The following is a 23,222-nucleotide window of genomic DNA, read 5'->3' on the forward strand; positions in this document are numbered from 1 at the left end:
TAAATTTTATGATCAACACTTTGATCTTGCTGCAACGCATGAGGCAGTGGAATCAAGCGCCATGTTTTAACATGGGACGTCGTATTGGCGAAGATAGACTTTAGCCCATTAGACTTAAGCACTATCTGACAGCCCTTCATTTATAACACCGAAACTTTTAGTCTAAAGTTTAAACATGATATGCGGCTTTTTTGTAGATGATGCAATCAGATTCTTCTATATATTTATAAAGAACAGATGACTATTCAGTGTAAAATTCAAGTATTAAGTGGAAGTGTTTCTTAAATAATAAATGATGTCTCTTATATTAATTTGAAAAATATATTACAAATAATATACGTAAATGAAGTTCAGCTTTTGCCACTGTTATATAGGTTTAAACAGTAAATGATAAATATCTTTAATATAAAATGGCAGTGAAAATAGAGGTAATTCTACATTTATAAATATATTTTATTGCTTTGAAAATAATAGAATTTTCTCATATTTATTTATTCTGATGGATCAATTTATATTAACAAAAGTAAAACCATTTCTGTGAAGGGAATTAAGCGATAAAAAATATTCACGCTGTTATTTTGTACAAGTTTGTTGCATTGCTGAGGGCTTGCATGTCGCTTTTTGCATTAATACTATTGTACATCCTTTAACAGGTGATCAGGATGTCGATCATCTGTTGCATTTATTTTCCAGCTTATCCAGTTGTACAGGAGCGTCCAGCATGGACTTGCCCAACCCAATATTGGCAAAAGTTACCGAACGAGTAATTGCGCGTAGCCAAAAAACGCGTTCTGCATATTTACAACGTATTGAACATGCCCAAGGTAAATTTCCAGCTCGTGGCGCGCTTTCGTGTGCCAACCTAGCGCATGGTTTTGCCAGCATGGAAGATAATGAAAAATTAATTATTAAAGTTGGACGTGAACCTAATATTGGTATTGTGTCTTCATATAATGAAATGCTTTCGGCACATGCCCCTTACAAAACGTTTCCATACATTATAAAAACAGCCGCTGGTGAAAATGGTGGTGTGGCACAGTTTGCTGGGGGTGTACCAGCAATGTGTGATGGTATTACTCAAGGTAATGCTGGTATGGAATTGTCATTGTTTTCACGTGAAACAATTGCAATGAGTACCGCGATTGCACTTTCGCATAACATGTTCGATGCTGCATTGTGCCTCGGGGTGTGCGATAAGATCGTGCCTGGCTTATTGATTGGTGCCTTACAATTTGGTTATCTACCGACGATTTTTGTTCCCGCTGGTCCGATGAGTAGTGGGTTATCGAATGATGATAAAGCCAAAATCCGTCAGCAATTTGCTACAGGCCAAGTGGGTCGCGATGCTTTGCTTGAAGCTGAATCAGCAGCCTATCATGGTCAGGGGACATGTACATTCTACGGTACTGCAAACAGTAACCAGATGCTAATGGAAGTGATGGGTTTACATTTGCCGAGCGCCGCATTTGTTCACCCTCATACACCATTACGTGATGCACTGACCGCTGAAGCCGCTAAGCGTGTTCTTGACTTAACTGCAGAGCGAGGCAATTACACTCCAATTGGTCATGTTGTTGATGAAAAAGCCATTATCAATGGCATCGTGGCTTTACTCGCTACAGGCGGTTCAACTAATCACACGTTACACCTTATTGCAATTGCACGCGCGGCTGGCATTTTGATTGACTGGGATGACTTTGATGAGTTGTCTGCTGTTGTTCCGCTACTCGCAAAAATCTATCCAAATGGTAAAGCCGATGTAAACCATTTCCAAGCTGCGGGTGGAGTAGCATTCCTTATTCGTAACTTACTTAAGGCTGGTTTACTACATAACGATGTAACGACAGTTGCAGGTAAAGGCTTACAACATTATACAAAAGAACCTAAATTAATTGACGCTAAGCTCATTTGGGTTGACGGTGTGGTTCAAAGTCTTGATGATAAAGTCCTTCGTAGCATTGACGCCCCGTTTCAACCAGATGGTGGCTTGCGTTTAATGCAAGGTCGCCTTGGTCGTGGTGTTATCAAGATTTCTGCTGTTGCACCTGAACATCGTAAAGTTAAAGCTCCCGCAATTGTCTTTGATTCTCAAGAAGCTGTGCAAGCTGCGTTTGATCGTGGTGAGTTGCACCGGGACTTTATTGCAGTTGTTCGTTTTCAAGGTGCCCGTGCCAACGGTATGCCAGAATTGCATCGTCTGACGCCAGTGCTGGGTGTTTTACAAGATCAAGGTTTCCATGTTGCTTTAGTGACGGATGGGCGTATGTCTGGTGCCTCAGGCAAAGTTCCTGCGGTAATTCATTTATCTCCAGAAGCTTTGTTAAATGGACCGATTGCTAAAGTTCAAACTGGGGACATGTTGATCATTGATGCTGAGGCAGGCGTACTCGATGTTGAAATAGATAACGATGTATGGCAAGCACGACCTGTTGCGCAGCCAGAACATCAGGCTGAAAACGAAGTTGGCTTTGGCCGTGAATTATTTGGTGTTTTCCGTGCTGCTGCTGCGCCAGCTGAACACGGCGCATCTGTGTTTGGTGCATTAGTTGGTGAAAATTCGCCAGAGCAGATTTGAATCAAAGGAACTGAAAAATAATGATTAAAATTGAAGATATCGTCAAATTAGGTCCAGTCATTCCTGTATTGGCATTTGATTCTGCCGAGCAAGGTGAAGATGTATCACGCGCGTTACATGCGGGTGGTGTAAAAGTTCTTGAGATTACCTTACGTACCACTGCGGGACTGGCTGCGATTGAGCGTGCGAGTCAATTGGCTGATGACATTGTGGTGGGTGTCGGTACCATTACCAAACCGGAACATTGTGCTCAAGCTAAAAAAGCTGGTGCTCAATTTGGTGTATCTCCGGGTTTAACTAAAGATCTGCATTTGGCTGCACAAGATGCTGGCTTACCTCTATTGCCGGGTGTGATGACACCAAGTGATCTGATTGAGGCAATTGAATTGGGCTATGACATCGTGAAGTTCTTCCCAGCTCAACAGGCTGGTGGTGTTGAAATGCTAAAAGCCTTTTATGGTCCATTTCCAAACTTACGTTTTTGTCCAACGGGTGGAATCACGGCTGAGTCAGCACCAGATTTCTTAAAACAACCTAATGTCGTGTGCGTCGGTGGTTCATGGTTAACACCTAAAGCGGCTGTCGCGACTCAGGACTGGGCTGAAATTACTCGCTTGGCACAAATTGCGAGCCAGTTAAAAGCTTTATAAATCTAGTCAAAATTTATAAAAAATGAAGTGCATTTTATGCGCTTTAGATGTCGTGTCGTTATGGCCAGTGAACGCTGGTCATATCTAAATATAAAAAATTAGTGTCTCAACAGTAGGATTACTTTGATTGAAGACCTTTGTTTAGGTTGGTGCCTAAATAGTATTACTCCAAGGAGAAGTTTTACATGGAGACGGTTCAAGGTGGCATGTTGCTTATCTACACTGTAATCGCGATTATTGCTTTAGTGGTTATGATTGCGAAGTTTCGAATTTATCCCTTTTTAGTTCTGATTATTGTTTCTCTCGGTTTAGGTCTTGCCGTTGGTATGCCAATGGACGGGATTGTCAAATCCTATGAAAAGGGGACTGGGAACACTTTGGGCCACCTTGCAATTGTGATTGCGTTAGGCACCATGCTGGGCAAGATGATGGCCGAGTCGGGCGGTGCAGAACGAATTGCAATTACTTTAATTGAATGGTTTGGTGAAAAGTATATTCATTGGGCCATGATGTTTATTGCACTTATCGTTGGCCTTCCTGTTTTTTTTGAAGTCGGTTTTGTACTACTGATCCCAATCGTATTCAACATTGCTAAGCGGACAGGTAAATCATTACTTGTCGTTGGCTTACCCATGGTCGCAGGTCTATCGGTGGTGCATGGTTTAATTCCCCCACATCCCGCTGCTTTACTCGCGGTTCAGGCCTATCATGCCGATATTGGCAAAACAATTATGTACAGTTTGTTGGTCGGTGTTCCGACTGCCATTGTTGCGGGTCCGTTATATGCTTTATGGATCAACAAGTATGTCAAATTGCCTGAAAACAACCCGCTGGCGACACAATTTGTTGAAGTAAATCATGACAGAACTCGTGAATTACCGAGCTTTGGTCTTACGCTATTTACGATCATGTTACCCGTTGTACTCATGCTGGTCGGAAGTTGGGCAGATATTTTCTTTGCTCCAAAAACCTTTCCAAATGAGCTATTACGTTTCATTGGTTCTTCTGATATTGCATTGCTGATTGCAGTACTGGTCAGCTTTATTACCTTTGGTTCCATGCAAGGATTCAATCGTGAGCAAATCGAAAAATTTTGTGGTGGATGTCTGGCGTCAATTGCTGGTATTTTGTTGATTGTCGGTGCAGGCGGCGGTTTTGGTGGTATTTTAAGAGATAGTGGGATTTCCCATGAAATTGTATCGACTGCCTTAAAAGCAAATCTCTCACCTTTACTGTTAGGGTGGTTTGTCGCCGCTTTGATACGGCTGGCAACAGGATCGGCTACAGTGGCTATGGCGACGGCGTGTAGTATTGTTGCACCGATTGCTGCGGCAGCTGGTGTGGTGGTTAGACCTGAACTTCTGGTATTAGCGACAGGTTCTGGCTCTTTAATTTTCTCGCATGTGAATGATGCAGGTTTCTGGCTAATCAAAGAGTATTTTGGTATGACGGTTGGACAGACACTTAAAACTTGGTCGGTACTGGAAACGATTATTTCGGTACTTGGTTTGTCTTTTACATTGTTGCTTAGCGCTATTTTGTAAGGATTAGAGGGAGATAATTCATGATTGTGATTGCAATGGGTGTCTGTGGGACAGGAAAAACCCTCATTGGTGAGTTATTGTCGGAGCGTCTGGCTTGTGATTTTGTTGATGGTGATACACTGCATTCGGTTGCCAACAAAAGTAAGATGAGCCAAGGCATACCTTTGACAGATGAAGATCGTCTACCTTGGTTACAAGCCATTCGTCAGGTGATCGAAACGAAGCAAAGCATGGGGGAAACCACGGTATTTACATGCTCATCTTTAAAACGAATGTATCGTGATATTTTACGAGGACAAGACCAGAACATTAAGTTTCTGTACTTAAAAGGCTCGTATGAGTTATTACAACAAAGACTGGCAGCCAGATCGGGACATTTCTTTGATCCATCCTTATTACAAACCCAACTGGATACTTTAGAAGAACCTGATGCTTATGAAGCAATTACGATTGATATTGCTTTATCACCTGAACAAATTGTTACGCAGGTCATGCAACAACTTGATCTAAGCAAGGGCATATGTCAAGAAATCTGAACTTAACTGCATAAGTAATAAAAATAAAAAAACGCCTGATCAATATCAGGCGTTTTTTATATAGCAAATTTTAATTATTGGCGGATTTGACCGTCGCCAAACACAATCCATTTTTGCGAGGTCAAACCTTCTAGGCCAACTGGGCCACGAGCATGGATTTTATCGGTTGAAATCCCGATTTCCGCGCCTAAACCATATTCAAAACCGTCAGCAAAGCGGGTAGAAGCATTGATCATCACTGAGCTTGAGTCAACGCGTGCCAAAAACTCGCGTGCTAGACTAAAGTTTTCGGTAATGATGGCATCGGTATGGTGTGAACCATACTTATTGATATGCTCAATTGCCTCATCCATTCCCGTCACAACTTTTACAGCAAGAATTGGCCCTAGATATTCGGTGTACCAGTCTTCTTCCGTTGCAGCCTTGATCGAGACACCTAAAATACGTTGGGTTTCAGGACAACCACGCAGTTCAACCTGCTTTTCGGCATACAGTTCAGCGATACGTGGTAAGAATTCTTCAGCAATCGCTTCGTCAACCAATAAGCTTTCCATAGCATTACATACGCCGTAGCGATGCGTTTTTGCATTCAGGGCAATCGGTAACGCTTTTTGCAGGTCGGCCTGAGCTTCAACAAACACATGGCAGTTGCCATCTAAATGTTTAATGACAGGAATACGTGCTTCATTGCTGATACGTTCGATCAGGCTTTTACCACCGCGCGGAACAATTACATCAACAAACTCAGTCATGGTGATGAGGTGTCCAACAGCTGCACGATCTGGTGTATCAATCACCTGAACCGCATGCTCAGGCAAGCCCGAAATTTGTAAACCATGCTGGATCGCGGTCGCAATCGCCTTGTTTGACTCAAGTGCTTCTGAACCACCACGTAAAATAATCGCATTACCAGATTTCAACGCCAGTGATGCCGCTTCAAGGGTCACATTCGGTCTTGATTCGTAAATCATCCCGATCACGCCCAAAGGAACGCGCATTTTACCTAATTGGATACCTGAAGGGCGATAAGCCAAATCTGTAATTTCACCAATCGGGTCAACAAGACCAATTACATCTTTTAAGCCTTGGAGCATGCCTTTAAAGCGTGCGGGGGTAAGCTCTAAACGATCCAGCAGGGCGCTATCTAATTGACGTTGGCGACCATTGTCCATATCAATTTGATTGGCTGCTAAAATCTGAGCCTGATTATTTTCCAAGGCTGTATAGATGGCAGACAAGGCATGATTTTTCAAATGCGTTGATGCACTCGTTAACATACGAGATGCCTGACGCGCTTGAGCACCGACTTGTTGCATATAATTTTGAATAGAGTCTTGCATAGCAGTTTGATATTTGCATGTATTTATAAAGATAGTAACAGCCAAATGCTGAACAATGAATAGGCGAAACTAACAATTCAAAAAATTATAAAACGTTAATTGGCGCAAAATTTTTTATTTTAGTGCGATGAAGATATTGAATCTAAAGCCAAGACTACATATTTTGCAAAAGATTATTCATTTAAACAAGATAAGTGGTTAAGGAAATGATTGCGTATAAAACGTGCATATGTATAGAATGAAAAAGTATAGGATAAATGTAATACAAATTTTATAAATTTGTTAACTTGCAGCTAGCAATCGGTAAAAGTGTGATGCTTGCAACAGAAAAATAAACAAGGATGGAGGAAGGACATGAATTCCATTATCCAAATGGACTCGGATATAAATCATACCTACACAGGCTTTGGTTTTTTCGACATATACAATAAAAACAGTTTTAAACAACCAGCGCGTACAACATGGATCGATGGTTGGAAAATTGAATATATGGCGATTGCAGATCCTAAAACGATCTATAACACGCCTATTGTCATTGTCGGGGGCGCATTTCAAAATTTTAACTCTTATAAGTATTGCGTTGAGCAACTCTTTGAGAGCGGGCCTGTGATTTTAATCGATTTACCTTCAATGGGCGCGAATCAACAGATTCGTAATGTTGATACAGGTGAATCTGCTGGAATTCTGGAACTCCCTGATTTATCAAAAATGCTTGGTCAATGGCTTGATATTGTTGGTATCGATAAGGTTTCAATGATGGGGATGTCATTGGGGTCGGTGGTCGCTTCTTCATTTGCAGACCAGCGTCCAGAACTGATTGACCGTATGGTATTGATGGGGGTCATGCAGAAGACACGTAAAAGCTGGCGTATGCTGCTTGAAGAGTCTTTGCATTTAATGCGTGAAGATCGTATGGAAGAGTTTGGACAGGCTGTTATTCTCTATCTTGTGAATCATGCGAAACTGGACAAAACACGCATGTCGCCAACCGCCAAGCGCCTGTTCTTCAGACAAATGGCGGAATTTAGTGCCACAGAGCGCGAGCGTTATGAAATTAACTGCAACCGCTTATTGCGTTTAAGTAATGTGCCTGTACCACAATGTAAAACGCTAGTTGCGGCAGGCCAGTACGATAGCTTTACCTTGCCTCATGAAAATGCCGATTTTGCCTTACAATGCCAAGACATGCAGTTTGCCTTGATTGCCAATGCAGATCATGTCCCGCAATTGCAACGTCGTAAAGAAACCATGAATCTGTTTACCACTTTCTTAAAGGGTGAATCTATCGAAAATCTGGATGGCATCATTCCGATGAATCGTGAACAGATGCAACAGATTGAGCGTCGTGGTGAAGAACGTATTGCGGTCTTACAACCAGAAACGAAACTGACCCATCGTCATTTAGATACTGAGGCAGGGGTGAGCATTGTTGATATTACCTTCTTTGGCGTTTATTTGAAGCTTCATCAGCAGGAACAACTTGATTTTGTCAGTCAGCATCCACGCGATTTGGCTTTGAATTTAGCGGATGAAGAAGGCGAGTTTAAGATTGAAAGCTTAATTTTTGATGCAACAGAACAAGGCTTACGTATCTTATTTAAGCATGGTAGTTTTGATGTGGCTGAGCGCTTAACCCGCTTTATTGAGCGTCAAAAACAGATTTAATCAATCTTTCAAAAATTGAAAAGGGAAGTGGATCAACCATTTCCCTTTTTTATTGAGGATTATTTATTGCTTGCCTGAATGACCCAGACTAAATCGCCTAAATGTTGTTGCTTGTTTTCTAAAGCGGTCTGTTCAAAAAATTGTTTGGGTTGCAAGACATCGACTTGGTTAAAACCTGCTGCATGGAAAAAGTTTTCGACTTCGAGAGGGGTTTTGAAATGGAAGCTAAAGGCACTGCGTGACATCCATTTGAGTAAACGGCTGCTGTTCCAGATAATGGTCGCCAATTTGTTTTGGGTTGGTTCTGGATAAATATCTGTTAAATAATGCAGTTCTTTAAAATTTTGGCCGTAGGTGGCAATGGCTTGAATGAGTTGCTGTAACGACGGCTTTTCAAAGTAGTTGATCAGCCCTTCACTCATAATCACCAATGGACGTTGCGGATCAAATACTTCAAATGCCGAAGCAAATGCTTCAGTAAATAAATCGACAGACAACACTTCATCGGTATTTTGTTCAATCTGTTGTAACGCTGCTTGTTTTGTGGCTGCCATGTCCGGCAAGTCTAGCTCACGATAGGTGATCTCAGGATAATGTTGTCTAAACCACCAGCCGCGAGGGGATAGGCCACAGGCAATTTCCAGTACCTGCAAGTCGGGGTGTTGCTGAATCAGTGCTTCTAAATGTGAATCAAGCATGGTGTGGCGTTGTTTTAATGTGGTACGCATGCTGCCGCCAACATATTTTTCGGCCCAGCTTTCAATTGGGTGGACTAAGGCGGCGAGAGTTTTGCCTTTTTTTGTTGCCAGTGCTGGATGTGAGATCCCCATTTGATACCAGATATAGCCTGTGTAGTGTGCAGTAAATGAAATATGGCGATGTTTTGAAAGTTGTTGTGTCATCTGTCCTAGACTCTATTTTTTTCCTAATTTAGATATAAAACTCATCTCTTTAAAATATAGAGTGTTTTGACTACATCTTGATTTAGGCTTGTTATTTACTATCGTGGGGCGGCATGGATGCCGCCGTTGGGCTGGGGTTACAAGGATGTACCCTCAGCCTAACAATGGATTTTTGCTTACTTTTCATCCCTGAAAAGTAAGTCGAGCCGAAGGCCAAATCCTTTAATCAGATGAGCACTCGGCAAGATTCCATTATGTGAATAGAACAATTAAAAATCTGATTAAAGTTAGAACGAATTCTTAAATTCTTCAATGACTTTTCTGACGTTATGCCAGTTTTCATCGTCTAAAGTTAATGTGGTACCGATTTGGATATTTGGAATTTTACCGCGCATACGTTCTAAACGTTGTTGGTTTGGTAAAGCCAATGTCTGGATACCATCCAATGCGGTACATGCAGCGGCGCGGTCATTACATACCAGACCCATATCGCAACCTGCATTTAATGCTGCTTGGATACGTGCATCTGCACCGCCTGCAACACAGGCAGCTTGCATACTCAAGTCATCTGAGAAAAGTACGCCGTCAAATTTAAGTTGTTTACGTAAGATTTCTTGTAACCAGAAAGGTGAGAACCCTGCTGGATTTGGATCAACTTGATCATAGATCACATGAGCAGGCATCAAGGCATCGAGTTGAGGCATCAGCTTGATAAAGCTTTGCATATCTTTGTCATAGATTTCCTGATATGAACGGCTGTCGATTGCAGCTGCAACATGTGAGTCAGCTTTGACTGAACCATGCCCTGGGAAATGTTTACCCGTCGTCGCCATCCCTGCTTTTTTCATACCTCGCATAAAGGCATCTGCAAGTGGAACGATGTCCTGCATATTTTTTGCAAAGCCACGATCGCCAATCACATCACTGACATCATTGAGGTCGAGAACAGGTGCAAAGCTAAAATCAATACCGACAGCCAGTACTTCTATTGCCATGAGCCAGCCACATTGTTCAGCCAGTTCAATTGCCTGCTCAGGATGAGTGAGATAACGCTCGCCTAAGCGTCCCATTGCTGGTAATAAGGTAAAGCCTTGTCTTAAGCGCTGGACACGTCCACCTTCCTGATCGACAGCAATCAGAATATCTGGACGGACTTGACGCATATGATCGGTTAAAGCACGGACTTGTTGAGGTGATTCAATGTTGCGCGCAAATAAAATCATGCCACCGACTTGCGGAGCTTGTAATAGTTCAATATCTTCTTGAGTAAGTTCTGTGCCAGCAATATCTAGCATCAATGCGCCGATCATAAGGATTCCGTTTGAATTTTGATGAAAAAAACGATAGCTAAATTGTGCAATGATTTGCTACATTTTGTCAGTACAGAATATGATAAAACTACATGATATTGATGATAAGTGCTTATTGGTCATTTATTTATGACGACCAATGAGTTCTGCAAGTTGGTAAAGTATCGAATGAAATGTGTTCATATTGACAGTATCAGCGTGTAATAATTGCCATATCCAAGGAAGTACCAAAATTTTATGAAACTTCAAATGATAGCGTGTGCAGTTGCGATTGCGACTGGTGGTTTATTTTTCTCTCATACCATGAATGAGGCGTTTGCGGCGACCGAGACTCCAGTTGTTTCAACCGTCATCAAGCCATCACAAGAACAAGCGCTCGTGTCACGTCAGCTCGCAACTTTGGTTGATCGCCAGCATTATTTGAATATGCGTTTAGATGCAACCACTTCAAACCGTATTTTGGATATGTATCTTGATAGTCTTGATCCAGATCATTCATTATTTTTAAGCGGTGAAGTTGCGGACTATAAGAATAAGTATGGTTCAACTTTTGGTAGCTCATTAAAAGCAGGGAACTTAATTGGGCCTTTTGCCATTCATGCTCAATATCGTGACCGTTTGAAACAGTTCTATGAGTTTATGTTGGCCGAGTTGAAGAAGCCACAGAACTTAAATCAAAAAGATGTCTATCTTGAGACGGATCGTGAAAAAGCACCTTATTTCCAGACCGCTGCTGAGCAACGGGCGCACTGGCAAAAAATGCTGGTTTCACAGCTGATTAATTTGACGATTAGCAAAGAAGAAGAACAGGCCAAGCAAAAGGCGTTAAAAGCAGATCCATCGCTTGCCAATGGTCAGGATTTGACTGGTCCAGAAGATTTAACTCCAGTTCAGACGCTAACCAAGCGTTATACCCGCCAGTTAGAGCGTATTGGTCGGGTCAAGAGTGATGATGTACTTGATAAAACCCTGAATGCGATGATGGCGACCTATGATCCGCATAGTAACTATTATCCGCCAATTGATGCGATGGAGCTGAATCGTCAGACCACCTTGCAACTTGAGGGGATTGGTGTTTCGATCCGTCCAGAACGTGGCAATGAAGATTACACCAAGATCGAAACGATTGTTGAGGGTGGCCCTGCAAGTAAGTCTGGTCAGGTGAAATCAGGAGACCGCATCATTGGTGTCGCTCAAGATGGCGATAAAATGGTGGATGTGATCGGCTGGCCGAGCTCGGAAATTGTTGGCTTGATTCGTGGTAAACGTGGCACCAAAGTAGTGGTTCGTTTATTAGGTGCAGGGGCACCAATGAGTCAGGCACGTAATGTCACCTTAACGCGCGATATTATTCAGGAAGAAGATGCGGGTGTTCGTTCGCGTACGGTTGAAATCACCCGTGATGGTAAAAAACATCTATTTGGTGTTCTTGAAATTCCATCATTCTATTTTGACTATCGCTCACGCCGTGCGGGAACTGAATACCGTTCAGTTTCTGAAGATACGGCTAAAGCTTTGGAATCGCTGAAAGCTCAAAAAGTTGAAGGTATTTTGGTTGACTTGCGTAATGACCCAGGTGGCTCTTTAGAAGAAGTGGCACGTATGCTGGGTCAGGTGATCAAGTCAGGGCCAGTGGTACAGATCCGTGATGGCAATGGCAATGTTAATGTGTTTGAAGATACGGATGGCGGCGAACAGCTTTATGCTGGCCCAATGGCGGTATTAGTCAACTTGGCATCGGCTTCTGCAAGTGAGATTTACTCGGCTGCGATTCAGGATTATGAGCGCGGTATTATCATTGGTAGTACCACTACAGGTAAGGGTACGGCGCAGGTTCAACTGGATTCACTGGCTTATGGTCAGGCAACGCTGACCCAACGTAAGTTCTACCGTATTACGGGTGGAAGTACGCAAAATAAAGGGGTTGTGCCAGACATCAAACTCGTTGATATCTATAATGAAGAGTTTGGTGAACGTAAAGCGAAAAATGCTTTGAAATGGGATACGATTCCAACTGCACCATTTAAGCGTGAAGGTTCAGTACAACCTTATATTGCCAAGTTAACGGAATCATCTCAGCAACGTGTAGCAGCCGATTCACAGTTTAAGTATTTGGAAACGCGTAAAGCGATTGCCAAGAAAACCTCTGATCAGAAGAAAGTGGTGCTGGATATCAACCAGCGTCGTGCAGAGTTACTTGATCTAGAAAAGCAAACTTTGAATGCTGAAAATCAGCGCCGTGCAGCAACAGGTCTGGCACCTTATGCAAACTGGGAAAGTTACCAAGCTTCGATTGATGCTTTGATTGAATCTCGTGCCAAAATGAAAGCGCATTTACGTCCGCCACTTCCTGAAGAAGAAACCTTCATCACCGAAGCGGCAAATGTACTTTTAGATTATGCCAAGCTACAAAATCGTTAAGTTGATATTGTTTTAAATAAAAAGCCCTGTTTGATACAGGGCTTTTTATTGCTTTTTTAATCTCGATTCTCATGTCGCTACGTACATGTAAGAGGATCTGACATTGGCATCATTTTATGCCTGTCAGTTTTAAAGAGAATAGAAAAAGCTTCTTCACCTTTTACCAAGATGAAGAAGCCTTTGTCTTAGATTACGATGGATTGACGTTGGATCATCCGAGTTGCATTTCTGATTCGATTAACCAGAATGTCTTATTCGGCACGTATCCAGATTTGATTACGGCCCAGTGCAGAAACACCTAGATATCCACGTAAATGCAGACGTTTGCCATTTGCACTCAATTTGGCTTTCATACTATAAATTTTGCCTGTATTCGGGTCGAGAATACGGCCATTGCTATAGTTTAAGCCCTCACTATGTTTTAAACCTGTCACCACATCTAAACCTACAATCGGTTTGTTGGTATAAGGTGCAGGGCAGTCTACACAGGTTTCTTTAGGTGTGTAGCCTGTACGTGGTGTGAGTTTTACAACTTTGCCAGTATATGTTCCATTGGTTTCTTTTCGAATTTCAACCAACCCTTTTGGTGCCCCTGTTTTGTCATCAATACTTTGCCAGAGCCCCGTAATATCCTCTGCAAAAGTAAAACTGCTGATCATTGTTAGAAATAAAACGCTTATTAGTTTTTTGCTCATCATTAAAATCCGTTTAACACCCGTTTTTATTATGTAGTATCTCTAATCAAAGATTCAATCATTATTTTACAGTTGTATATTTATATTTGAAAATTCAATAGTTTTTTATTTTTCCATTAAAAAAAGCCTCTCCACTTTTAGATGATGAAGAGGCTTTTTTAAACGTCTTTAAATATAAGCAGGGTATATTGTCGCCCTACAAATTTTTACTCAGCACGTATCCAGATTTGATTACGGCCCAGTGCAGAAACGCCCAGATAACCACGTAAATGCAGACGTTTGCCATTTGCACTTAATTTGGCTTTCATACTATAAACCTTGCCTGTATTCGGGTCGAGAATACGGCCATTGGTATAATTCAAACCATCTGTGTATTTTAAACCTGTCACAACATCCAGACCGACGATTGGTTTGTTGGTATATGGCGCAGGACAATCTACACAAGTTTCTTTTGGTGTATAGCCTGTACGTGGCGTGAGTTTTACGACTTTTCCAGCATAGGTGCCATTCGTCTCTTTGCGAATTTCAACTAATGCCTTAGGTGCCCCCGTTTTGTCATCAATACTTTGCCAGAGCCCCGTAATATCTTCTGCAAAAGTAAAACTGCTCACCGCAGTTAAGAATAACGCACCTAATAATTGTTTGCCCATCATTAAAAATCCTTTTAACGTTAAGCCCGCCATTATGGATGATTTATGACAACCAGTTCAATAATTAACTGATATTTGTGGCAAATTTTAAGATAAAGATAAAATAAAAGTAGGCAGCCAAATTGCTGTAAACACGCCATTGACTGCCATACCGAAGGCAGCATATCGGCCAGCGACAGGGCCACGTTGCCATGCCTGAGCAGTACCGATGGCATGTGCTGCCAGACCTAAAGCCAGACCTGAAGCACGTTCATCATGAATGTGTTTTAAAATCCATGGCGAAAATGCAGCACCAATCACCCCAGATAAAATGACAATTAGTGTCACCAACATCAGAGGTGCATGAAGCAGAGTCGCAATATTCAGTGCAATCGGTGTGGTCACGGCACGCGTCGCAAAAGCCAGAATGGTCGGTTCAGACATATGCAGTAAATAAGCCAGGCCCATTGGCAGTGCCACCGCGCTAATACTGGCAAAACATAAAATTCCAAGCATTGACTTGATCGGCAAATCGTCATAGCGCATTGCCGCCAGTGGAATTGCCAAAGCAACAGTGACATAACCCAGTAAATGGTTAAATACGTTATTTACATTGTCCAGATAGCTTTCATAGGGAACGCCTAAAATGAACAGTAAACCAATTACAATAAAGACAGCAAAGACAATCAATGGAATTTGCGGGAATTTTTTATTTAAGGGCTTTGCAATCAGGTAACTGATCAGGGTGATGATAAATCCATAAATAACCATAAACATAGATCAGCCCCTTATAACCAGCGTTTTGCCATTTTGGCGTAAACCCACAGCGGCAATAACGTACTAAAGGTTAAGATAAATAAAAATAAAGGAATTTCTTTACCTAAATGCACCAGCATAATTAATGAACCCGCACAAATAGGCAGAAAGGCAAAAGCACTTTCTTTCATGATCTTGTTATTGGTGTCGATCAAACGGTTGGAGATTTTTTTGAAACGTCTCCAGATCAATAAAGTTACCAGTAAGCTCAGCAGTCCAACAAGATTGCCTAATTCTGGATGACCAAAGGCTTTGGTGATCGCAACAGCCCCCTCACGATATACAATGATTAATAAAATCGTAAAAAACCAGGCTGTCCAATCAATCTCTTTCATTTTCTTCTCTTATGCTCGCTGATCTAAACGATGGCTGATTGCAATTAGGGTGATGGTTGATCGATCTCAAATTCTTCCAAAGGTCGCTGGAATAAGGAAGCTTTTTTTCCAAGTATTTCGTCTAATGGCAAATGTGCCTGTTTAATGAGTTGTTCCAGTTTATGCGGCGCAATACAGACCGATAAATGTAAATTGCCATGGTCATCATAATGTTCGGACTGAATGACATTCAGCGTATATAACTGGGTACGGAGTTTCCCATAAGCAGGTTTTAACACTAAATCAAAATCTTGTAACTGGCCCAATAGACATTGTTGAACTGCCTGAGCAAGTAGGTCTAACCCTTGTCCTGAATGTGCGGAAACATAAACACGGTCAGGTAGATCAGCGGCTTTGTAAATAATTTTAGCAGCATCGCCACTCTGGTCGATTTTATTATAAACATGCAAAATTGGCGCATCGGCACCAATTTCTTTGAGAACAGATTCAACGGCTTCAATCTGTTCTGGCATATTTGGACTGCTGCTATCAATCACATGAAGCAGCAAAGTGGCTTCTAAGGTTTCTTCTAATGTCGCCTTAAATGATTCAACCAGATCATGTTGCAGATTTCTAACAAAGCCGACAGTATCCGCCAATACCACAGTGCCGATACCATCCCAGTCTAAACGACGTAAGGTTGGGTCGAGTGTTGCGAACAGTTGATCCGCTGCATAGACATCACTTTTTGCCAGTATATTAAATAAAGTTGATTTACCAGCATTGGTATAACCGACCAGTGAAATGGTTGGGATAGCTGCTTTTTGTCTTGCTGCGCGACCTTGCAAACGGGTTTGTTGTACTTTTACCAGTTTATCTTTGAGCTGGGTAATCCGAACACGGATTAAACGACGGTCAGTTTCAAGTTGTGATTCACCTGGTCCACGTAGACCGATACCACCTTTTTGTTGTTCTAAATTACCAGTAAAGCCACGAATCAGGCGAGTGGATAAATGTTTAAGCTGAGCCAATTCAACCTGTAATTTCCCTTCATGGGTACGGGCGCGCAAGGCGAAAATGTCTAGAATTAAACCTGTGCGGTCAATCACACGACATTTCAAAATTCGCTCAAGATTACGTTCTTGGGCAGGCGAAAGCGAGTGATCGAGAATGACCAGCTCTGCTTCTGTTTCTCTAACCAGTTCAGCGATTTCATCAACTTTCCCAGATCCGATAAAAAATTTGGGATCAGGTTTATTGCGTTGAACAGAAAGATGTTCAAGGATTTCAGCACCAGCGGATTGAGCGAGCAATCGAAACTCTTCAGCATCAAGATCATTGAGTAGCTGAACAGACACACTGACTAAAATTGCCCGTTCACCGCTTTGACGCTGCTCAAAATTTTCCACGCGAGTAGGTAATCCTTATTATTAAAGTCTTATTCTAGAATAAACTTCAACTAAAGGGCAAAGGCTTACTCGATTTATATGACATTACGACGTAAAAGCTCAATGAATCCGACCAGTGTGCCCATATATAAAATTGACCAGCCGAGAATCATTCTTAAAGCATAGCCATAGGGAATGGTGGTTTGGGTTTCTGATGTTGTGCTTTGCTGATTCATCACATCACCTTTTAATCAGTAAATTCGATTTATTTATAATAATTGATCTAATAAACCTTTTAAAATTGAAAAAAATTATGCTCGCATTCGTTTTTTATGATGCAGGTAACTTTTATAAGTAGATAGCGGCATGATATAACTGGATGAATTCAATGCACATGTGCATCTATGCGTACGGTTTTAATGATTTATGACTCAAGAAGCAACTGCGGTAACTAACCAACCATTAAATTTAATCTCTAAATTGAGTTTGTATAGTAAAAAGTTAGCCTCAGGCCTAGAAACAATAGGTGAAGGTTTTTATCTGATTTACCGTCATGGTTTATATAAGGATCCAAATAATCCTGTAAATACGCGTTATGTGCAGTACTTTTGCCGCCGTTTATGCGAAGTTTTCAATATCGAAGTCGAAGTCCATGGCACCATTCCACGCGAACCTGCACTTTGGGTGAGTAATCACATCTCATGGCTGGATGTCGCTGTACTCGGTTCTGGCGCACGAATTTTCTTTCTGGCGAAAGCCGAAGTTGAAAGATGGCCGATCTTGGGGAAACTGGCAAAAGGGGGCGGGACTTTATTTATCAAACGTGGTTCGGGAGATTCAATTCGTATCCGTGAACAGATTACTGAATTTTTAAAACAGGATATTCCTGTTCTGTTCTTCCCTGAAGCGACCACAACAGACGGAACTAAAGTCAAAAAGGTGCATGGACGTTTATTAGGTGCAGCCATTGAGGCACAACGTCCTGTACAGGTATGTGTGATTTGCTATGTCAATCAGAACGGAGAGCTCGATCTGGTTGCGCCGTTTATTGGCGAAATGACCTTTGCAGAACATGTGCAGCGTGTTTTAGAAATGCCGAAAGTCACCGCACATTTGATGACTTTGCCTGCGATTTCAGTCGAAGGGCATACCGTCGATAGTTTAACCAAAGAAGTTGATCGCCAGATGCGCGCAGGCTTAGCTAAATTGCAGCAGAAGGTATTGACTGTGTTGCCAGAAACGGCTGAGTCTACATAAAGCCTTCGATTGGCAGCCATGAAATGATTTTCACGCCTGCTTTTTGCCACCATTTCATTTTAGGTTCTTTGGTATAAATCAAAGGACCTCTTGGCGTTTCTCTCTGCCAAGTAATTTTCTTATTGGCATCCAACACTAAACGATAAGCATAGGTTTTCAGGTTTTGATCCATGGTGGCATGTACAGCTTGTGCTAATGGCGGGCTATTCAGTAACACCCCAATTTCAGTATTTAAATAGGCTGAACGTGGATCAAAATTAAATGAGCCAATAAATACCTGTTTCTCATCCAAAGCCATCAATTTGGCATGTAGGCTCGAACGACTGAGCCCCTTAAGATTAACCTTGGCTTTTTTCGCTAAATCTTCGGTATGTTTATCTAAATCATTTTTATCCAATGCGGGAAGGAACTCATAAAGCTGCACGCCATTTTCCAGTAGTTCCTGACGATACTTTCCATAAAAAGCATGGACTACAGCGACGTCATTGGCTTTAAAGGAGTTGGTGAGTACTCGGACTTTGATGCCTTCTTGGGCTAAGTCACCTAGAATTTTTGCGCCTTTCTTTTCTGGAACAAAATACGCCGAGATCAGATCAATATTTTTTTCAGGCTGTTCCAGATGATTGATTAGCTGGAAATTCAGATGTTCTTCTTTTTTGGCTTTTGATTTGATTTTATCTGGTGAATCTTTCACGACCTCAGCTTTGACCCATTCCAGAGAAATATCCCGATTCATAAGTGAATCAATGGCTTGGGAACGGCTGGTCAAATCGACATAATTCTGTACCGTAATCCGTTTATAGTGCTCATCGAGTTGCTGCTTTAAACTTTCATAGCTAAGTCGATGTGATTTTGGATTTACAATTTCTCGGACATCGTAGGCATATTCATGATTCCAGTAATCATCAAACGATTTGGAAATATCATTGACGGCAGTACCGAACAGCATCACATCGACATCAGAAAACTGATAAGTATCACTGACATTGTAATATTGGTTGGTCATGTTACGACCACCGATCAAGGCCACCTGATGATCTGCAATAAAGCTCTTATTGTGCATTCGGCGGTTGATACGTTTTAGGTCGAGCACCATATCCAGTGCACGATATTTACGAAATCGGTAAGGATTAAATAATTTAACTTCTATATTGGGGTGCTGTGCCAGCGCTAAGAAAATACCTTCAGTATGTTTGGCATTATTATCATCAATCAGTAATCTGACTTTTACCCCACGATCAGCGGCACGAATTAAAGCGTGCAGTGCCAAAGCACCAACCTTGTCGTTATCCCAGATATAGTATTGCAAATCGAGCGTTTTCTCTGCCTTGTCAATCAAACGGAGACGGGCAGCCAGTGCTTCTAGCGGTTCATACAACACATGATAGCCAGTCAGATCGGGGTGCTGTTCTTGTAAAGGACGAATCACTTGAGCTAAAGAGGTTTGGGTGGTATCGATCTGACCAACCGTTTGAATCACAGGCTCAATCTTATGCTTGGGTAGTGTGCTACAACCCGTCATCGTTAACGTAATGGCGCAATAAATCGCAAGCATATTTTTATTGTAAGCGGTTGTACTTATCTTTGTATGTTTGCCATTTAAATGAGAAAATTGCGTCATAATCGTTACTGATTAAAAGTTGGGCTCGAGTATACCATTTCATCGAAAAAGATAAATATAAGATGAGACGTATGTCCCTAAAGTGAAGTTAATGAGGGCTGTAATGTCGGATTCAGATACTATTATTTTTGGTTTTTACCTTATTTTTGCTGTTTTGGCATTATGGGCATTTATTCAAGCCTGGATCCATCAGGCACGTACAGAAACCATTCATCCCTTTAAAGCCTTTGTGCATTTGCTAGCATTTTATCTTTCGTATTTGTTGGTTCCGCTTTGGTTCTTTAGTCTTTACGCAGGCTGGGTCGGTTATTACAGCTTGCATCAGGCGGGGTTCATCTTTTTATTAAGTAGTGTACTGATTTATGCGCGTTTTATTGAACCACATCAGGTTCATATCAAACGTCATCAATATCGCCTCGATCCAAAACGTGAATTTACCCGTCCTGTCAAAGTCGCATTGGTTGCCGATATGCACGTCGGATTATTTTCAGGTCATGAACGTCAGTTAAAAACGATTGTGAAAAAACTGAATGAGGAAAAACCTGATCTGGTTGTGGTGGCAGGGGACTGGACTTATGAACCTGAAAACCGTTTGGTACATGAGCTGGAAGTACTCAAGCAAATTGAGGCACCTGTATATTCTGTGCCTGGCAATCACGACGAACAATATCCTGGTCCACCGATTCAGGCATTGTTGAGCAAAGCGTTAGAGCAAAATAATGTGATTGATATAGAAGGTAAGATTGTTGATTTTGACGAGTTTCGTCTCATTGGTATCGGTGATTTGTGGGCAGGGAAGGCGAATATGCGCTTTATGCCAGACTTACCTCAAGACAAACCTTGGCTGATTCTGTCGCATAATCCTGACACCGTTGATATGGTACCTGAATTACCTACTCGGCCATTAATGTTATCGGGCCATACGCATGGCGGACAGATCGAATTGCCGTGGATTACCAACTATATTATGAAGCGGGTGTCTATTCTTGGGCATAAAAAAGGTTTTTACACGCATGAGCATGCCGATGTGTTTGTGACAGTGGGCACAGGAATGGTGGGTGTACCATTTCGGTTTAGAGTACCTCCGACTGTCGATATTATTGAACTAATTTAAATAAAAAAGCCGACTAGATTGAGTCGGCTTTTTTATGACTGGAATGTATTAAGGAATAATAATCACATTCACGCGGCGGTTGCTGGCACGATTCTCATCCGAGGTATTTGGTACAAATGGTTGATTTGAACCACGACCCAGAACAGTTAAATTATTTGGTTTAAAACCCTGATCGATGAAAATAGCGGAAACGCTTTGAGCACGTTCTTCCGAGAGTTTCTGGTTATATTCAGGATTACCGATATTATCTGTATGTCCCACAATTTTTAATTTTTGCAGGTCATATTTATTGAGCTGAGTTGCAAGACGTACAATCTCTTGCTGATGCTCTGGCTTAATATCGACTTTATTAAAATCAAATAATAGACGTTCTGGTAAGCCGAGACTCCAGCCTTCATCTGTTAAAACGAACCCCTCTTTTTTTAACATTTTAACCTGACGATATTTCAACGGGCCAAAACTTAAACATCCAGCCAATGTTAGGCAGAGTAACGCAATAAATGAAATTTTAATGGTGTGAGCGCGCATAACATGTCCTAAATTTCTGGTTTATAAAGAAACCAATGTGGATTTAAACTTTTAGCTTTATACATGGCTTGATCCGCTTGCATAATCAAATCCTCTGGATTCTCTGCAAACTGTGAAAAGGCAATCCCTAAGCTAAAACCAAAATGAATCATTTCACCGTTGAAATCTAAAGGTTCCTTGCAACTCGCCAGTAAACCTTCAGCAATGGTCTGTAAGTGATCCGCATGATGGATAGAATGCAGGATAATAGCAAACTCGTCCCCACCCAAACGGGCAATAAAATCTTCATGGCGGACAGAAAGTTTTAAACGTTCGCCCATTTCTTTTAGAACAGCATCACCTGCCAAGTGACCAAACTGATCATTGATCATCTTGAAATTATTATTGTCGATAAATAATAGGGCAGAATTGTGACGATACTGTGGGTTCTCAAAAATATCGAAAAGCTCTTGGTAGAAATAATGACGATTTGGCAAACCGGTGAGCTGATCGTGATGTGCCTGAAATGAAAGTTGACGATTCTCTTTTTGAAGGTGAGTGTGCCAAATTTGAATTTCTTCTAATAGTTCATTAAACACCGTATTTAAGTTCTGAAACTCTTTAATATGGTTGTTAGGAAAACGAAGATTATAAGCTTTCTGGTCACTCACCAATTGGGCGATGTGGGTTAGTGGTTTAATTGCCTGCATGATTTGGCGGTAGGTAATATTTACTGACCATAATAAAGCAATCACAATAAAGAACATTGAAATTGCCAAACCGATAATAATGGTTTTCAGAAAGTGCAAAATGTTTTCTGAACTTCCGTATAACACCAGTTCGCCAACTTTTTTCTTATGATGAACAATCATTAATTTAACTGGATCATGTAAAAACCAGCGATCCATTAAATCTTGCATGGTTGAGGTGTGGGCTATTTTTTTAGTACTTTCGGCAAGAAGTTGATGCTGAGGGTCATAAACATGGATCGTACGAATGGCGTGTTCACGGGTGTAGTCATCTAGAATCTGATCGATTGCCCCACGATCTCTAAACACCACAGCAGGTTGAATTCGTTCAAGAACCGTCTGGCTCAACAGTTGTAAATTCTGTTTAGCGTAGGTTTCCATGGTGAACATGGAAATTGTGGCAAAAGTAAAAGAACAAATTACAAAAGTGATGGCAAAAATCGCAAACTGGGATTTACGGAATAAGGCATGTAAGGAGGTTGATTGATATAAATTGGAAATCATCTGTACTTACTCCGCATTCTTCGCCAAGAGTAAAACTCTTGGATCGATATGAACTTTGGAATAACTCAACGCTTCCAGATTAACCTTAAAAGTTGAATAGGTTCTCTTATTATATAAGCAGAAAATACTCCCCACTTCACATGCGGGATTATTAGTACTTAAAGAAAGTAATGAGCGAGAGGGATAGGACTGGATCAGATTCTGCTGCTGTTGTGGTGATGTCGTAGTAAAATAGGCCACATGACATTCTGTCTTAGGGAAATCTTTCGCGCTTACGGCCTGAACCTGATAATCATAGGCAAGCTGTCGGATGTTCATCTGGAACTGACTTGCCGCTTCTGAATTATCAATCACACAGATAGAAGGACGGGATGTATTCGTCCATTTACTATAACTTAATATAGATAGTGCTAACTCATAGAAGTTATGAGTTGAAATGGCATAGCAAAGCGGGCTTACAGTAAATAATACTGCAAGCAATAGATATCGAGCTTTTATATTCAAAAACCGTATTTTCAATCAGAAGTGCCAAAAAGTGTGAAGCAAGAGACATATTCTACTGGACTTAATTGTTTAAAAAAAGTTCTTAATCACTCAGGAAAGCCAATAAAAGTAACTATTCAGTTCAAAAAGTATGCGTTCGATCAAATAATTCCAATAAATTTAAAAAAGGGTGTTGCATTGG

Annotated in this window: 21 protein-coding genes; 8 read left to right on the plus strand and 13 right to left on the minus strand. The window is 41.4% G+C overall.

The genetic code is table 11. The features are described 5' to 3' along the window. Nucleotides 1-721 precede the first annotated feature (721 nt). The 4 genes from edd (at nucleotide 722) to A9Z07_RS07015 (ending at nucleotide 5,305) form a co-directional block, all read left to right on the plus strand. Entirely contained in the window at nucleotides 722-2,575 is a 1,854-nt protein-coding gene (gene edd / locus A9Z07_RS07000) for a phosphogluconate dehydratase (RefSeq protein ID WP_069577774.1), read from the plus strand. A gap of 20 nt (nucleotides 2,576-2,595) precedes the next feature. Next, nucleotides 2,596-3,225: a bifunctional 4-hydroxy-2-oxoglutarate aldolase/2-dehydro-3-deoxy-phosphogluconate aldolase gene (eda, locus tag A9Z07_RS07005; protein WP_069577775.1), complete on the plus strand. Its 630-nt coding sequence runs from the start codon at nucleotides 2,596-2,598 to the stop codon at nucleotides 3,223-3,225. A 185-nt stretch (nucleotides 3,226-3,410) separates the two neighbouring features. Then, entirely contained in the window at nucleotides 3,411-4,769 is a 1,359-nt protein-coding gene (locus tag A9Z07_RS07010) for a GntP family permease (protein WP_004775775.1), read from the plus strand. 20 nt (nucleotides 4,770-4,789) lie between these two features. Then, nucleotides 4,790-5,305, plus strand: coding sequence for a gluconokinase (locus A9Z07_RS07015; protein ID WP_004775774.1), 516 nt, complete (start codon nucleotides 4,790-4,792; stop codon nucleotides 5,303-5,305). 74 nt (nucleotides 5,306-5,379) lie between these two features. Here the strand turns inward: A9Z07_RS07015 and A9Z07_RS07020 are convergent, their stop codons facing one another. Continuing rightward, nucleotides 5,380-6,645, minus strand: a complete 1,266-nt coding sequence (locus tag A9Z07_RS07020; protein WP_069577776.1) for a glutamate-5-semialdehyde dehydrogenase — start codon at nucleotides 6,643-6,645, stop codon at nucleotides 5,380-5,382. 354 nt (nucleotides 6,646-6,999) lie between these two features. Here A9Z07_RS07020 and A9Z07_RS07025 point away from each other — a divergent pair, with 354 nt between their 5' ends. Continuing rightward, nucleotides 7,000-8,310: an alpha/beta fold hydrolase gene (locus tag A9Z07_RS07025; RefSeq protein ID WP_069577777.1), complete on the plus strand. Its 1,311-nt coding sequence runs from the start codon at nucleotides 7,000-7,002 to the stop codon at nucleotides 8,308-8,310. A 59-nt stretch (nucleotides 8,311-8,369) separates the two neighbouring features. On the opposite strand, the gene A9Z07_RS07030 is transcribed toward A9Z07_RS07025, so the two are convergent. Further along, complete coding sequence (locus A9Z07_RS07030; RefSeq protein WP_069577778.1) at nucleotides 8,370-9,212, minus strand: class I SAM-dependent methyltransferase; 843 nt, start codon at nucleotides 9,210-9,212, stop codon at nucleotides 8,370-8,372. 287 nt (nucleotides 9,213-9,499) lie between these two features. Next, nucleotides 9,500-10,522, minus strand: a complete 1,023-nt coding sequence (nagZ, locus tag A9Z07_RS07035) for a beta-N-acetylhexosaminidase (RefSeq protein ID WP_004775770.1) — start codon at nucleotides 10,520-10,522, stop codon at nucleotides 9,500-9,502. 237 nt (nucleotides 10,523-10,759) lie between these two features. Here nagZ and A9Z07_RS07040 point away from each other — a divergent pair, with 237 nt between their 5' ends. Next, nucleotides 10,760-12,943 (plus strand): carboxy terminal-processing peptidase, encoded by a 2,184-nt coding sequence (locus A9Z07_RS07040; protein WP_047430648.1) that lies wholly within the window; start codon nucleotides 10,760-10,762, stop codon nucleotides 12,941-12,943. Nucleotides 12,944-13,194: 251 nt separating this feature from the next. On the opposite strand, the gene A9Z07_RS07045 is transcribed toward A9Z07_RS07040, so the two are convergent. The 6 genes from A9Z07_RS07045 to A9Z07_RS17880 form a co-directional block, all read right to left on the minus strand. After that, nucleotides 13,195-13,638 (minus strand): DUF2147 domain-containing protein, encoded by a 444-nt coding sequence (locus A9Z07_RS07045; RefSeq protein ID WP_373869378.1) that lies wholly within the window; start codon nucleotides 13,636-13,638, stop codon nucleotides 13,195-13,197. Between the two features lie 206 nt (nucleotides 13,639-13,844). Further along, nucleotides 13,845-14,288, minus strand: coding sequence for a DUF2147 domain-containing protein (locus A9Z07_RS07050; RefSeq protein WP_062847840.1), 444 nt, complete (start codon nucleotides 14,286-14,288; stop codon nucleotides 13,845-13,847). Between the two features lie 87 nt (nucleotides 14,289-14,375). Next, on the minus strand, nucleotides 14,376-15,044 hold the full coding sequence (locus A9Z07_RS07055; protein WP_004775764.1) for an LrgB family protein: 669 nt from the start codon (nucleotides 15,042-15,044) through the stop codon (nucleotides 14,376-14,378). Nucleotides 15,045-15,055: 11 nt separating this feature from the next. Further along, a complete protein-coding gene (locus tag A9Z07_RS07060; protein ID WP_005259695.1) occupies nucleotides 15,056-15,418 on the minus strand; it encodes a hypothetical protein in 363 nt (120 codons plus the stop codon). A 44-nt stretch (nucleotides 15,419-15,462) separates the two neighbouring features. Then, nucleotides 15,463-16,806 carry a ribosome rescue GTPase HflX gene (gene hflX, locus A9Z07_RS07065; RefSeq protein WP_069577779.1) on the minus strand — a complete coding sequence of 448 codons (1,344 nt, stop codon included), beginning with the start codon at nucleotides 16,804-16,806 and terminating at the stop codon, nucleotides 15,463-15,465. A 74-nt stretch (nucleotides 16,807-16,880) separates the two neighbouring features. Next, entirely contained in the window at nucleotides 16,881-17,021 is a 141-nt protein-coding gene (locus A9Z07_RS17880; protein WP_171248588.1) for a hypothetical protein, read from the minus strand. A gap of 190 nt (nucleotides 17,022-17,211) precedes the next feature. Between A9Z07_RS17880 and A9Z07_RS07070 the strand changes: the two genes are divergently transcribed. After that, nucleotides 17,212-18,042, plus strand: coding sequence for a lysophospholipid acyltransferase family protein (locus A9Z07_RS07070; protein WP_069577780.1), 831 nt, complete (start codon nucleotides 17,212-17,214; stop codon nucleotides 18,040-18,042). On the opposite strand, the gene A9Z07_RS07075 is transcribed toward A9Z07_RS07070, so the two are convergent. Then, nucleotides 18,035-19,597, minus strand: a complete 1,563-nt coding sequence (locus A9Z07_RS07075; RefSeq protein ID WP_227516937.1) for a phospholipase D family protein — start codon at nucleotides 19,595-19,597, stop codon at nucleotides 18,035-18,037. The two genes, A9Z07_RS07070 and A9Z07_RS07075, sit on opposite strands and share 8 nt — an antisense overlap. 169 nt (nucleotides 19,598-19,766) lie before the next feature. Between A9Z07_RS07075 and A9Z07_RS07080 the strand changes: the two genes are divergently transcribed. Continuing rightward, nucleotides 19,767-20,777: a metallophosphoesterase gene (locus A9Z07_RS07080; protein WP_069577781.1), complete on the plus strand. Its 1,011-nt coding sequence runs from the start codon at nucleotides 19,767-19,769 to the stop codon at nucleotides 20,775-20,777. A 48-nt stretch (nucleotides 20,778-20,825) separates the two neighbouring features. Here the strand turns inward: A9Z07_RS07080 and A9Z07_RS07085 are convergent, their stop codons facing one another. Genes A9Z07_RS07085 through A9Z07_RS07095 form a run of 3 tightly spaced genes read right to left on the minus strand, consistent with a single transcriptional unit; the run spans nucleotide 20,826 to nucleotide 23,017 of the window. Beyond that, nucleotides 20,826-21,305 (minus strand): OmpA family protein, encoded by a 480-nt coding sequence (locus tag A9Z07_RS07085; RefSeq protein WP_004775757.1) that lies wholly within the window; start codon nucleotides 21,303-21,305, stop codon nucleotides 20,826-20,828. An 8-nt stretch (nucleotides 21,306-21,313) separates the two neighbouring features. Next, nucleotides 21,314-22,537: a diguanylate cyclase domain-containing protein gene (locus A9Z07_RS07090; RefSeq protein WP_047430658.1), complete on the minus strand. Its 1,224-nt coding sequence runs from the start codon at nucleotides 22,535-22,537 to the stop codon at nucleotides 21,314-21,316. Between the two features lie 6 nt (nucleotides 22,538-22,543). After that, complete coding sequence (locus A9Z07_RS07095; protein ID WP_047430661.1) at nucleotides 22,544-23,017, minus strand: YfiR family protein; 474 nt, start codon at nucleotides 23,015-23,017, stop codon at nucleotides 22,544-22,546. Nucleotides 23,018-23,222 lie beyond the last annotated feature (205 nt).

It is taken from the genome of Acinetobacter sp. YK3 (genome assembly GCF_001729365.1).
In the GTDB taxonomy this organism is placed as follows: domain Bacteria; phylum Pseudomonadota; class Gammaproteobacteria; order Pseudomonadales; family Moraxellaceae; genus Acinetobacter; species Acinetobacter vivianii.